Origin of the sequence: Staphylococcus roterodami (genome assembly GCA_022493055.1) — a bacterium.
In the GTDB taxonomy this organism is placed as follows: domain Bacteria; phylum Bacillota; class Bacilli; order Staphylococcales; family Staphylococcaceae; genus Staphylococcus; species Staphylococcus singaporensis.
In genome coordinates, this window is record CP092781.1 from 2,569,074 (window position 1) to 2,582,242 (window position 13,169).

A 13,169-nucleotide genomic window follows, 5' to 3' on the forward strand; every position below is an offset into this window, starting at 1 on the left:
AATATTTAATTATATAAAAGTTTAATAAGTAAGAAAATATGATAAAATGTAGGTGTTCTTTAGACATTAAAAGCTTCTAACATGATACGGAATTTGAGGTTCCAATATCACATTAGAAGCTTTTTTGTTGTGTTGCTTATATAAATAATGGCATGAATGAACGCATGCTGTCTTAGTTTCTGGAATCAGCTAGAATATTAAATTTCCGTTTTTTGAATATTTTTTAATTTCTTATTAATATCATCCAGTTCATTCTTCGCCTTTTTAACCCAATCCCCTTGAGCTACATTATCAAATTCACCTTAAAATTTTTTGAAATGACTACCTATATTTCACAGCTCACTTTAGATATCGAACTTGTTTCTTCAGAGTTACTTGTTATATTATCAGGTTTTATTTGATTTTCAGTTTGACTCATAACTTGTATCCTCACTTGGAGTATATTGGACAGAATCTGTAAAATAGATGTTTTCTTCTTTATTTTCTACAAAGGTAAATTCTAGATTTTTTGATCCTACTGATGATCCTTTTAAATCACCATCACCTTTTAACAATAGTTTCGGAGCTTTCTTAGTTGGTATATCATACCTCTTTCTAAGTTGCTTCACATTGTAGTCATTGTTTTTCAATTGATATTTTGCGGAATAACTTGGAACATTAGGATTATATGAAATGTCACCATCTTTATAATCATTAATATCTTTAAAGTCACCGTATTGTACAAAAAACTTAAAGTTTTCGATTTCTTTTTTTAATTTATCATCAGCTATCGGTTTGGTTGGTATGATTTTATTATGTTCCATTTTTACCGGATACCTTTTTTCATCATCCTTTGGTCTGCCGTTACTGTCATCTGTCATTTCACTTATAAAATAATACCCTTTTGTGGTTCTAGTATTTCGATTGATATAGAGCACCATTCCTCTCGTTTCCATATCCTTACCTTTTGGCTCGATTACCATTTCAGAATTAACTATCCAAGTACCTTTATCACCCTTTTTAAATTCTTGATCTCGAAAGCCTTCTTTATCGTAAAAATCATCGAGATTTTTGGTTGGATATAATTTTAATGTTTGATTAAATGTGTCTTTAATTTGGGCGTTTCGACCATTTGTTTTTGTCATAATGACATAACCTACAATCAATATAATGAGTAATACCAAGCATATACCGAGCGTTAATTTCTTTGAATGAATCATCATTCCTCCACCTTATATTTTAAATACTGACTCGATCTTTAATTTATACATCTAAAGAGAAAATTTTTTTACACTTTATGAAATTTTCATTTCAAACTTCTCTTAACTCTATTCAGTAGGTTTGAAATTAATACTATCAGAAAAATACACATTTTCTTCTTTATTTCTTATAAAGTTAAATTCTAGTTCTTTAGAACCTACGGATGAGCCTTTTAAATCGCCAGATCCTCTCAATTTTAATTTAGGTGCCCTTTTGGTTGATATATCATATCGTTTTCTTAATTGTTGGACATTATAATCATCATTATTCAATTGATAGTTTGCGGAATAACTTGGTACGTTAGGATTGTATGAAATATCCCCATCTTTATAATCTTTAAAATCTTTAAAGTTGCCATATTGTACAAAGAACTTAAAGTTTTCAATCTCTTTTTTTAACTTATCATCCGTTATGGGCTTCGTTGGAATAATTCGATTATGTTCCATCTTGACAGGGTATTTTTTTTCTTTATTATGGACGTATCCTTTTTTGTCTTCTGTTATCTCACTTATTAAAAAATATCCCTTAGCTGTTCTAGTGTTACGATTGATGTAAAGTACCATCTCTCTGGATTTTAAGGCTCCTCCTTTTAATTGGATGTTCATTCCAGAATTAATAATCCAAGTCCCTTTATCTCTTTTATCAAATTCTTGATCTCGAAAGCCTTCCTTATCGTAAAAGTCTTCAAGATTCTTGGTTGGATACACATTTAATGTTTTATTAAATGCTTCTTTAATTTGAGCGTTTCGACCATTTGTTTTTGTCATAATGACATAACCTACAATCAATATAATGAGTAATACCAAACATATACCGAGCGTTAATTTCTTTGAATGAATCATCATTTCTCCACCTTATATTTTTAATATTGACTCAGTTTTTAATATTTACAACTAAAGCGAAAAATTATTTTGAACACTTTATGGAATTTTCATTCCAAATTTCTATTAATCCTATTCAGTTTGACTCATAACTTGTATCCTCACTTGGAGTATATTGTACAGAATCTGTAAAATAGATGTTTTCTTCTTTATTTTCTACAAAGGTACATTCTAAGCCTTTAGAGCTTATGGATGAACCTTTTAAACCGCCGTCACTTTCATACAGTTTGAAGTCATATTTACCAATTGTAAATGACGACTAGATGATATATAGTTCAAGAAACATCAAAATTCGTTAAAACATAATCAAATTTTATTATGTTCAAAACTTTATTTTCCAAAAAATAAAAAAGAAGTTAAACAAAGATTGGTTGCTTAACTTCCATTATTGAATTCATTAGTCCGATTTGACATAGATTCCGAAAAATAATGGCTAATAGCCACTTATAGTTTAAATTATGAACGATATAATTCATTTATTATTAAATAGATTATACACTCATTGTGTGTCTTAATACCTTTTTATACTTTAATATCTTGAATTTTTTCTAAATCATTACTAATATCTTTTAATTCGTCTGTGGCATTTTTCACCCAAGCCCCTTGTGCCGCATTTTTAAAATCAGCTTCAAATTTTTTAAAATGACTTACCATTTGGTCAAGTAATATTTTCTCATCACTTTTCAGCTTATTTTGATGATCATGATGCATGCGCACATGTTCAGGCGCAATAACCTCGCTAATCTGTTCTTTTTCCTTCATTTGTTCCAATGCTGCTAAATCTGGTAAACCACTAAAATCAAGTCCCACGCTTATTCATCTCCTTCAATTCTGTCAGATTGTTTTAGATATTCTCTTCTTAATTTATCTTTATAATCTTCTAATTTCATTTCGTGATGTCGGATACGTTGATTCGTTTCTCTATCGAAAGATTCTATAATACGCGTCATCTTGATCATAGCATCTCCACTATAATTCATTTTATGTTTGAGATATAAGAAATGATCATACATTTGTTCACATTTCCTGCGTGTTTGATGTCTTAATTCATCAAGTTGATTGAATGCATCATTCAATTGTATTCTTTCTTCATCATAGGCATTTTCAAGTTCATTAATATTTTTATACGTAGTAAACATTACATCATCCCATCAATCTGGCTCGCTAACATTTGGTCATTAGAAACAATCGCTTCGATACTCTGTTTAATTTTTGCGATATAGCCATTACAATTTTTATAAACATCATTTAATTTCTTTATCTTATCATCAATTTTTCTTTTAGGATCTGTTTCAAGTTTACTTTCATACGCACCACCTTTTCTTAATTCATCTATAACCTCTGCAGAGGTCAATTTTTCACCAATTTCATTTCCAACTTTTTGCGCTTTTTTCCAGTTGTCTCCAAATTTATGTGCCATCACATGATACATTTTTTTTAAATGTTGACTTTCTTCATTCACTAATTGATTTAAGCCTTCGGCAATGGTTAGTGCTGTTAAAGCTTCTAATAATTGTTGTTGGGAGGAAGAGAGTGATCCACCCGTTGTTTGAATCCAATTCGCTCTTAACGTCTCTACTTTATGTAATCTATGCCTCGTTTGTTTACGAACGGATTTTAATGATTTATTATTTTCGTCTTGATAGCCTTTAACTTTGTTTAATTCCGCTAAGATTATAGCCTGTGTTCCGCTTATTAAAAAACCACTCATTGAATGGCCTTCTCCATTTTTAATTACTATTTTTTCTCCAGCAGTTTCATATAAATGATTGCGGACATCTGCATCTAATTCGTCTTCATCAGACACGAATCTTACAATGTGACCATCGTACTTTTCAATCAATTTTTTAAGTTCTTCTTGATCGGCATAAAGGCCACTCACATCTTTGATCGCTAATGGCGCTGGATTATACACAACGATATGTTTAATATTATTACTCATACCTAAAATCATCGCATCTCTACCGCCCAGCGAATGTCCCGTAATAATATCAATATCATAGTCTTTTTTGATATTTTTGATAAAGTCTTGGGTATTTTTATAATGTGGATCTTTATCTGTGACGGAATGAAGGCCAATATTGAAATCGGCCCCAATGTCCTTTCGCGTTTCACTCGCATCTCTATTGTCTTGAGAAGAGGCAATACCCAATGTTTTTTTAAATATGGCGTCTTTGTGTACATTAGTACCTGTCATACCTAAAGTCACTTTGCCAGTGTCTTCATTTTTAAAAGCCGTCGTAGTCGTACCAGTGTTTGGGTCAGTAAAACTTTTTAAGTATGTCAAGTTTTTAGGAAAACTATCATGTTTTTTTAAGTCTTGAAATTGATCATTAATTCTTCCATCAGTCAATCCATTATTGTTCGCGTTCTCAATTTCATAGCTGATTTTAGATATTGCACTAGTTTCTTCGGAATTACTTGTTATATTACCATGTTGAATTTCATAATCCTTTTTCACCATTATTTATCACGCTCTGTCGGTTTAAAATTAATACTATCCGTAAAGTAAATATTCTCTTCTTTACTTGTCACAAAAGAAAACTCTAAATTTTTATGTCCTATAGATGATCCTTTTAAATCGCCATCGCCTTTAATTATTAATTTTGGAGCTTTCTTAGTAGGTATATCATACCTCTTCCTAAGTTGCTTAACATTATAGTCATTGTTACTCAATTGATATTCTGCCGAATAACTAGGTACATTTGGATTATATGAAATATCACCATCTTTATAATCATTAATATCTTTAAAGTCACCGTATTGTACAAAGAATTTAAAGTTTTCGATTTCTTTTCTTAATTTATCATCTGTTATCGGTTTGGTTGGGATAATTTTATTATGCTCCATTTTGACTGGATATTCTTTTTCTTTACTACGTGAGTATCCTTTTTTATCTTCCCATAATTCTCTCACAATAAATTCACCTTTTGTCGTTCTGGTATTGCGGTCTACATACAGGACCAAGCCTCTGGATTCCATATTCTTTCCATTTGTTTCTATTGTCATTTTAGAGTGAATTATCCAAGTACCTTTATCATCCTTTTCAAACTCTTGATCTCGAAAGCCTTCTTTATCATAAAAGTCTTCAAGATTTTTGGTTGGATATAAACTCAATGTTTTGTTGAAATTTTCTTTAATTTGTTTATCTTTACTACTTTCTTCTTTTTTCATTCCGCAACCCCCTATAAAAACAGATAGTATTATCAAGCATAGACACAATTTTAACTTTTTTGAATGAATCATCATTTCTCCACCTTACATTTTTAATACTGACTCAATCTTTAATTTATGCAACAAAAAAATATTTTGAACAAATGAATTTAATTATAAATATTTTGTATTCCAAAACTTCTTATAAGAATTATAAAACAATTAAATCAAAAGATAAAGTTGGTATGATTTACCATAAATTCCAGGAATTATCTTTTACCTAATTAGAGCTTTATGAAAATTTAATTCCAAACTTCTATTAACCCTATTCTGTATGTTTGAAATTAATACTATCAGAAAAATACACGTTTTCTTCTTTATTTCTTATAAAGTTAAATTCAAATTCTTTAGAACCTACGGATGAGCCTTTTAAATCGCCATCGCTTTCATACAGTTTGGAGTCATATTTTCCAATTGTAAATAACGACTAGATAATATATGGTTCAGAAACATCAAAAATTTATGCTTCCAAAAGCAAAAAGAAAGTTAAGCAATTTTTGTTTGCCTAACTTCCTTTATTGAATGTATTAGTCCGATTTGACAGAGGGGGGGAATTTATTTCAGAGTATAATACTCTTTACCTACATTACTTTTCATTACTTTTTTATATTCTTCTTCAGTTATAAAGTTGATTTTATGTTTTCTTATAAATTTATTAAGATCGTTTTCACTATCAAAGCCATTTAAAATATAGCTTTCTCCTTCAAATCTACCAATCATTTTAGTATATAAAAGAACATATTTAGATTTAATATCCAGTTTAAACACAGGCAACTCACTATTATCTAATGATTCAGCTATATTTTCTGCAATCCTTTTAACAACAGGTACCACTACACTATTACCTGCTTGTTTATATAATTGACCATTAGACATGCTATCAGGTAACTTGAAGCTTTCAGGGAATCCTTGGACTGAAAATGTCTCTCGTGGCGTTAACTTTCTTATTCCAAATTTAGATTTGATTAATGGTACATTATGCCCACCAGTCCCCATGTTTGCCGTCAAAGTTGGGACTACTCCAGATTTATTAGCTCTAACATACCTTCTTCTCCATTGATAAATTAGATTACTGTCCTTCATTTCTTTTTCTAGTTCGTCATAAAAAGGTTGCTTATTCATCCTATAATAATAACGTTCATCTATTTCACTTTCGAAGTTTATAATATCTTTTATGCCCGTCTTTAAATCTATCTTTTCAGGGAATTCGAATAAATCAAAAGCCTTTCGACACTTAAACCCAACAATATATATGCGTTCTCTATTTTGAGGTATGTCCCCGTAATCTTTAGCATTAAGTACTTTCCATTTTATAAAATATCCATTCAAAGTTAGGGCTTCTTTTATTACTTTAAATGTGTTTCCATGATCATGTGTGACCATATTTTTTACATTCTCAATAAATATTGCTTGTGGTGACTTCTCATTAATAAACCTTAACAACTCAAAAAATAAATCTCCTCTTTCATCTTCAAATCCCTTTTGATATCCAGCAATGCTAAATGCCTGGCATGGAAACCCACCTACTATAACATCAGACATAGGAATTTCACTCGTTTTAACATCATGGATATCTCTGCAATCTAAACTTACATTATTGAAATTATTTTCATATGTTATTTGTGCATTTTTATCAAATTCATTGGCGTACACCACTCTGAACTTGTTAGTTTGATGAAAACCTAACTCAATTCCTCCGACACCGCTAAAAAATGCTGCAAGAGAATACTTAGAGGCATCATTAGAACTTACAGAATCAGTCATGTACATCTACCTACTTTCATTAAGTTATTTCAAGATTATACCACACTATCTTATATACGTACATATGTTCTATTTTCCGACCCAACCAATTACATCATCTGGTGGATTTTCAATATCTATCCATATAAATTCTAATCCTATAGTTCCATCTTTAAATTTTATTAACCGTATTCCATTAATACCTATATCATTAAGTTTATCTCCTGTTAATATTTCTCTTGGTGCTAGTTGGAAAACACCTTGTAGTATCCATTCACCTAAAATTTGCTGGTTTTTATACGATTGAATACTCTTTCCTGCATCTTGATTAATATAAGCTTCTATAACATCTCCTGATGATAAAAACTTTAGTTTAAATGTTCTATCTTCTTTAGGCAAAAGCAATTTGGAAGAATTCACTTTAAACCTTCCTATATCATGGCCAAAAAAATCAGGGTTACTTTCATGAAATTTTTTCGAATTAGGAATCGGAATATACATTTCTCTAATAGGTCTATAAATTAATTTTTCAACTTCTTCAATTAGATCGATATTTTTCATTTCTACTAATAGTTCACTTAATTCATCTCTAATTTTCATCATTATTTCTTTTTCCTCATCAGTAGACCACTTCTTAAGTAAAACTTCTTCCAATAATTTCTTCACTTTTTTTATTTTTTCTTCATTAACCTTAGATTTATATTCATCATAAATTTTATTAATTCTTTTTGCTCTAGTACTTAAGCCTAATTTGGATCCTCCATTAAATGCGTTGAATCCTGAGTTAGTTGGTATATTTCCATTTTCATCATAAATAACCCAACTAATAGTTTTTAATATCTCTTCATCTTTATATTTTTTCTCTAAAACCCCTTGGTTCACTTGCTCATTTAGTTTTTCAAATAAATCAAATGGATCATTAATATAATTTACATCCCATGACTCCACAACTATATCTCTATTATTAAATGCCATATACAATTGACTATCAGCTGACGTATATTTATATTCATGATTATTATCAGTAAATTTAAAATTTGTTGGATTATTTTTGGTAGTGGCTCCTATAATTTCTAAGTTATCAATATCAATTGGTTTATAATCAGTTTCTCCAACATGTATTTGAGGCTTTTGACCTTTCTTTGAAGGCATTAAAACATGGTATACCGCTTCAACAGTATTATCCGTCCCTTTGAAACCTTTTATTTGTTCTTTTGATGACTCTATTCTAGCATTTCTAAGTCTAGCTATTTTAATTGCTAACTCTTTATATAAATATTCATTAATTTCATTGGCTTCTTCCTTTGAGTTAACCATTTGTGCATTTTTTTGAATCTTATTTAAAATACGTCCCCAATTATCGAACTGACTATTTTTCTTAAATTGTGCTATTTTTTGATCACCAGACGTTATTCCAAACGATTTTATACCAACTAAGTATTTATGTTTATCATCTAATAACAGTGAGGCATCATATGATGTATTCGCAATATCTTCACCAATTGCACCAAAAGCTCTTTGAAAAACGGTTTCTTGAAATTTCGAGTTCACTATTGGCGCAACTATATCTTCCTCGCCTTCTTTCGACTCATTTTTTTGCGAAAAAGCCTCACTCAAACTTGCAAAGTTAGTAATTAATTTTCTATATGTTTTTTTATCTTCATCCTTCAAGTTTGACCACATGCTATAACAACCACCCTTGTTTAAATCATTAAATTCTTCACTTATTATCAATTATACATTATAAAAATTTATTGAACGCTCTACTCCATGCATTTTCATACACATCTATTATATAATACTTGTGAAAAGTATTGTCTTGGGGCTGTGTTTTTTTACTTTTGGGGCGTATTTCTTTATAATTCATTACATAAATGTAAGGGCTTTAGTTTTCATGTTTTATTAAGTCTAACTGAGATTTTGAAAGGATGTTTAGCAACAATGGATAAAGAGTTATGGATAGAAAGAGCTAATGATAGTTTAGTTAAACATTTTTATGAGCAGCAATCTGACATTGAACAGCGAGAAGGTTTTGAAAGTAAATTAACGTTTGGTACTGCGGGTATACGCGGAAAATTCGGTCTTGGTGAAGGTCGACTTAATAAGTTTACTATTGAAAAATTGGCATTAGGTTTAGCGCGTTATTTAAATGCCCAAACAAACAATCCAACAATAGTCATTCATTATGATATTAGACATCTTTCAACTGAATTCGCCCAAATCATTGCTAATGTATTAGCAAACCATCAAATAACAGTTTATTTACCTGATACATATAAAACGACACCGGAATTATCGTTCGCGGTGCGCAATCTTAATACTACTGCCGGCATTATGATTACAGCAAGTCATAATCCGAAAGACTATAACGGCATTAAAGTATATGGTTCTGATGGTGCGCAACTATCAACAGATGCATCAGAACTTGTAAGTCGCTATATTGAAGACGTTGGCGATCCATTACAGATTGATACATCTTTTTCAAAACACAATTCATCATATATCAAACCGTTACCTAAATCTGTAACAGAAAATTATATCAAACATGTTCAAAATATGATTGGTTATATTCCTAAATCTGATTTACAAGTTGTGTTCACTAGTTTACATGGTACGAGTGTTCCAATTGTACCTGAGTTATTAAAGTCATTGAATTTCAACCAATTTAATCTTGTTGAATCACAATGTAAACCTGACCCAAATTTTAGTTCAGTTCAAAGTGCTAATCCTGAAGACCATCGTGCTTTTGATCAAGCAGTCGAGCTGGCTCATAAAAATGATGCTGATTTATTAATATGTACTGATCCTGATGCAGATCGACTTGGTATTGCTGTGCGTGATGTCCATGGTCAAATCACATATTTTAATGGTAACCAAATTGGCGCGCTGTTACTTAATTATCGCATTCAACAAACGTCTCAATTACGTCATCGCTTAATGATTCAATCCATTGTAAGTAGTGAGTTAACAAAGTCATTAGCACGCTATAATAATGTTGAATACAAAGAGGTACTGACTGGATTTAAATTTATTGCTCAGGAAATAAGACAACTGGATAATCATCAAAATATGATTTTCGCATTTGAAGAAAGTTACGGTTTTCTATCGGAGCCTTTTGTACGCGATAAAGACGCCGTACAAATTGTGCCACTCATTATAAAATATGCTTCTGAGTTAAAATTATATGGCAAAACATTGAAAGATGAATTAGAAATGATTTATCAAACAGTTGGAAGACACGAAGATACCTTGTTTTCACATACGCTAGAAGGATTAGAAGGCAAGAAAAAAATTGAATCAATTATGACACATTTCCGTTCAAATCCACCTCAAGAAATTCAAGGACTGAAAGTGAAAGCAATTGAAGATTATTTAACTAGCAAGGTTTATCATTTGGATAAAGATACAACTTCAGGTATTGATTCTCCTAAATCAAATGTTATTCGTGTCTTATTTGACGAAGGTTTTATTGCTTTACGTCCTTCTGGTACTGAACCTAAAATTAAATTATATGTGTCGTTAAAATGTCCGAATTTTAATGATGTTGCTCAAAAAATAAATGCTATGATATTTAACCAATAAAAAAAAATTATGAATCGAAATATTACATTTCGCCTTATAGTAATCTGCCCTTTCGAAACTCGAATCCTTATGATTCCGCTTTTTGAAGGGGCTAATTTGTAATAAAATTTCAAAAGTATATCAGAAAATTAATTTTCATGTATTTTTCATTTTAAGCGGTAATAATATAATAATTAATACCGCGACCTATTTAATTGTTTTCACGATGAAAAAGGTTTAGAATTACAAAAATAACTATTTTAAATTTAGTTACAAATATATTTTAGAAAGGATGTGAAATAATGAAAGGCTCTAAACAAATACTTTTGATTATGGGCATTATCTCTTTAATTGTTTTATTTATTTTCACTTTATTTATTATGGCGCAACTAGCCAAACATTATGAACATAAATCCGATAGTTCCGATGCGCATACTTTCAACTCATCAACCATTGTAAAACACCATACTATGTCGAAATTTATGTCACAAAATATAAGTACTCCAATTCAAAATATTACTTCTAGTCATGATATTCATCCCGTCTATTTCATGACAAATAATCAAAACTTTCTTTTTTAAAACCCATTCCTTTAACTAATTATTTATAAAAACGTACTGTTTTTTAGAATCATACATATAAGAGACGCGCAACCATTACTAAAAGACAGTACATTATACTCTATCAGGAAGGTGCAACAATGACAGTCAACATCGTATTTAGTATCGTATTCTGCATAAGTATGGTTATATTTAGCATTTATGTCGCAATAACTAAAGATTTCACCTTAGTTTCTGGCGTAAACCAAACGACGTTTGCAGATAAACACAAAGCAAAAATTGCATATATATTTGGGCTATGCATAAGTTTGAGTGCAGTATTTTTAATGCTTACATTGCTGAGCTTTGAATATGATTATATTGTATTGGCATTCGTATTTTTAACGATAGCATTATTACTTATCTCATTATTCTATATTTGCTTTTATAAAATCACAAAATATCCATAAATGTTTGCGTTAAATTGAGAGTAATTTTTCGGTGCGCTGTCAGTAGTCAATTAATCGCGAAAAAAATACAACCTTGTACGAATACAAAGTTGCATTAATATAGAAACATTTATGCTTTTTAATGTCACAAAATAAATTGCTTAAACTAGCTAAAATAGTCAAAATTGGTATCAAGATTACATAAATATCATGTCCTCTAGATATTAGTATACATAATATAATTAGCGACCCTATTATAATTGCTAAATTATAAGCCAAAATAATTTTATACTTCATTTCAATTCCCACTTTAATAGCATTTATTAAAATTCTATAATATTTACATAGACTTCTTAACAAACTTTAACCCAGCTAAGCTAAGTATTGAAATAATTGCACCTCCTGATATAAATATATTACTTAAGCTTAGTAAAGGTATAATTATACTTATCAGTCCTAAAGACAATGTATCCGCTGCATAATTCGATGTAGATGAGATACTAAATACTTTCCCCATCAAATGATTTGGCGTTTTTATTTGAATGGCAACTGATCTTGTTAGTCCCTCTATAGATTGCCCAAGTCCCACTAAAGTTGCACCTATATATAGTATCGCCACACTTGGAAACACATTAATTATCGATAAGCCAATCCCCCAAACTAAAACACCAATACTAAATTTAAAGATTAATCGTTTTTCTGACAGTAAACCCATAATCAACGACATTAATAAAGACGCTATACCTAAACATGATGTAGCTAGTCCATATACACCAACGCCCTCTTTTAATATATTGGAAATAAACAATGGTAATGCAACACGCCAAAGACCAGTATTAATCAATATGCAAGCAAATTGGATGATGATGATAAATGGAATTTCTTTAGATTTTTTCAAGAATTCCCAAGTTTCAGAAAAATCTTCTTTCGAGTGTCTATCAATCATGCTGATATTTGTATATTTTAAAAGTGCATTAAAAATAAATCCTAAAAATAGCAATATACTGCAAATAAAAAAGATGCCAACATTACCAACTAGTATTACAATGACACCAATTAAAGCAGGTAAAATAATATTTGAGCCTCTTTGCAAACTATCGATTAACGCATTACTTGTTGCTAAATGCTCCTCATCAATAATTTCAGGAAGAATTGCCCTAAACGCAGGATCTGTATAGCAGTTAATAATGGTGATAGCTGTAGATATAGTTAGAAGCGTCAGATAATTTAAATTTGATGTTATTGCAAGTAAAGGAATAATTATAATAATGAAACTTAGTATAAGATCAGATAGATAAAGTATTTTCTTTTTATTATGTTTATCAGAATATGCCCCACCGAAAATACCAAATATAATAAATGGAAGTGTTTGACTCATAACCATCATTGATAATTTTAAAGATGATTGGTTTGTCAATTCAACAGTAAACCAAATTATTTGCAACGAAAACAGCACAAAGCAACTCCGACGTAAGAAATTACCAATCAATAAATATGTAAAGTTTCTATTTTTCAAAACTTCTAAGTACAACATATTTATCACC

Annotated in this window: 13 protein-coding genes and 3 pseudogenes; 4 read left to right on the forward strand and 12 right to left on the reverse strand. The window is 30.2% G+C overall.

Translation table 11 applies throughout. The annotated features are described in order from the left end of the window. The first annotated feature begins 278 nt into the window (after positions 1–278). Positions 279–401 carry a hypothetical protein gene (locus tag ML436_12615; GenBank protein UMT77955.1) on the forward strand — a complete coding sequence of 41 codons (123 nt, stop codon included), beginning with the start codon at positions 279–281 and terminating at the stop codon, positions 399–401. A gap of 3 nt (positions 402–404) precedes the next feature. On the opposite strand, the gene ML436_12620 is transcribed toward ML436_12615, so the two are convergent. The 10 genes and pseudogenes from ML436_12620 to ML436_12665 all read right to left on the reverse strand — a co-directional run bounded on the left by ML436_12620 (position 405) and on the right by ML436_12665 (position 8,747). Beyond that, positions 405–1,199, reverse strand: coding sequence for a tandem-type lipoprotein (locus tag ML436_12620; GenBank protein UMT77956.1), 795 nt, complete (start codon positions 1,197–1,199; stop codon positions 405–407). Positions 1,200–1,307: 108 nt separating this feature from the next. Next, the gene (locus ML436_12625) at positions 1,308–2,081 is read right to left on the reverse strand and encodes a tandem-type lipoprotein (protein ID UMT77957.1); all 774 of its coding nucleotides are present in this window, start codon (positions 2,079–2,081) and stop codon (positions 1,308–1,310) included. A 115-nt stretch (positions 2,082–2,196) separates the two neighbouring features. Next, positions 2,197–2,346, reverse strand: a pseudogene (locus ML436_12630) (tandem-type lipoprotein). Between the two features lie 296 nt (positions 2,347–2,642). Further along, positions 2,643–2,930 (reverse strand): hypothetical protein, encoded by a 288-nt coding sequence (locus tag ML436_12635; protein UMT77958.1) that lies wholly within the window; start codon positions 2,928–2,930, stop codon positions 2,643–2,645. Positions 2,931–2,932: 2 nt separating this feature from the next. Beyond that, positions 2,933–3,259: a hypothetical protein gene (locus ML436_12640; protein UMT77959.1), complete on the reverse strand. Its 327-nt coding sequence runs from the start codon at positions 3,257–3,259 to the stop codon at positions 2,933–2,935. After that, positions 3,259–4,584, reverse strand: a complete 1,326-nt coding sequence (locus ML436_12645; protein ID UMT77960.1) for a hypothetical protein — start codon at positions 4,582–4,584, stop codon at positions 3,259–3,261. Before ML436_12645 ends, ML436_12640 begins: the two co-directional genes overlap by 1 nt. Then, positions 4,584–5,366: a tandem-type lipoprotein gene (locus ML436_12650; GenBank protein UMT77961.1), complete on the reverse strand. Its 783-nt coding sequence runs from the start codon at positions 5,364–5,366 to the stop codon at positions 4,584–4,586. The genes ML436_12645 and ML436_12650 overlap by 1 nt, the downstream gene beginning before the upstream one ends. Positions 5,367–5,598: 232 nt before the next feature. Continuing rightward, positions 5,599–5,712: pseudogene (locus ML436_12655) on the reverse strand (tandem-type lipoprotein). A gap of 176 nt (positions 5,713–5,888) precedes the next feature. Beyond that, the gene (locus ML436_12660) at positions 5,889–7,097 is read right to left on the reverse strand and encodes a DNA cytosine methyltransferase (GenBank protein ID UMT77962.1); all 1,209 of its coding nucleotides are present in this window, start codon (positions 7,095–7,097) and stop codon (positions 5,889–5,891) included. A gap of 69 nt (positions 7,098–7,166) precedes the next feature. Continuing rightward, positions 7,167–8,747: a hypothetical protein gene (locus ML436_12665; protein UMT77963.1), complete on the reverse strand. Its 1,581-nt coding sequence runs from the start codon at positions 8,745–8,747 to the stop codon at positions 7,167–7,169. A 99-nt stretch (positions 8,748–8,846) separates the two neighbouring features. On the opposite strand from ML436_12665, the gene ML436_12670 reads away from it, so the two are divergent. The 3 genes from ML436_12670 (at position 8,847) to ML436_12680 (ending at position 11,646) form a co-directional block, all read left to right on the forward strand. Further along, on the forward strand, positions 8,847–10,658 hold the full coding sequence (locus ML436_12670) for a phospho-sugar mutase (GenBank protein UMT77964.1): 1,812 nt from the start codon (positions 8,847–8,849) through the stop codon (positions 10,656–10,658). A gap of 281 nt (positions 10,659–10,939) precedes the next feature. Next, positions 10,940–11,218 (forward strand): hypothetical protein, encoded by a 279-nt coding sequence (locus tag ML436_12675; GenBank protein UMT77965.1) that lies wholly within the window; start codon positions 10,940–10,942, stop codon positions 11,216–11,218. A 119-nt stretch (positions 11,219–11,337) separates the two neighbouring features. Beyond that, positions 11,338–11,646, forward strand: coding sequence for a hypothetical protein (locus ML436_12680; GenBank protein UMT77966.1), 309 nt, complete (start codon positions 11,338–11,340; stop codon positions 11,644–11,646). Between the two features lie 108 nt (positions 11,647–11,754). On the opposite strand, the pseudogene ML436_12685 reads toward ML436_12680, so the two are convergent. Continuing rightward, positions 11,755–11,985 (reverse strand): annotated as a pseudogene (locus ML436_12685) (hypothetical protein). After that, entirely contained in the window at positions 11,966–13,159 is a 1,194-nt protein-coding gene (locus tag ML436_12690; protein UMT77967.1) for an MFS transporter, read from the reverse strand. The pseudogene ML436_12685 and the gene ML436_12690 overlap by 20 nt, the downstream one beginning before the upstream one ends. Positions 13,160–13,169 lie beyond the last annotated feature (10 nt).

Bases quoted from the DNA above. Each gene is read 5' to 3' on its own strand.
- ML436_12680 (UMT77966.1), top strand. From the start codon at position 11,338: ATGACAGTCAACATCGTATTTAGTATCGTATTCTGCATAAGTATGGTT.
- ML436_12675 (UMT77965.1), top strand. From the start codon at position 10,940: ATGAAAGGCTCTAAACAAATACTTTTGATTATGGGCATTATCTCTTTA.
- ML436_12660 (UMT77962.1), bottom strand. From the start codon at position 7,097: ATGACTGATTCTGTAAGTTCTAATGATGCCTCTAAGTATTCTCTTGCA.
- ML436_12620 (UMT77956.1), bottom strand. From the start codon at position 1,199: ATGATTCATTCAAAGAAATTAACGCTCGGTATATGCTTGGTATTACTC.
- ML436_12650 (UMT77961.1), bottom strand. From the start codon at position 5,366: ATGATTCATTCAAAAAAGTTAAAATTGTGTCTATGCTTGATAATACTA.
- ML436_12645 (UMT77960.1), bottom strand. From the start codon at position 4,584: ATGGTGAAAAAGGATTATGAAATTCAACATGGTAATATAACAAGTAAT.
- ML436_12640 (UMT77959.1), bottom strand. From the start codon at position 3,259: ATGTTTACTACGTATAAAAATATTAATGAACTTGAAAATGCCTATGAT.
- ML436_12670 (UMT77964.1), top strand. From the start codon at position 8,847: ATGCATTTTCATACACATCTATTATATAATACTTGTGAAAAGTATTGT.
- ML436_12690 (UMT77967.1), bottom strand. From the start codon at position 13,159: ATGTTGTACTTAGAAGTTTTGAAAAATAGAAACTTTACATATTTATTG.
- ML436_12625 (UMT77957.1), bottom strand. From the start codon at position 2,081: ATGATTCATTCAAAGAAATTAACGCTCGGTATATGTTTGGTATTACTC.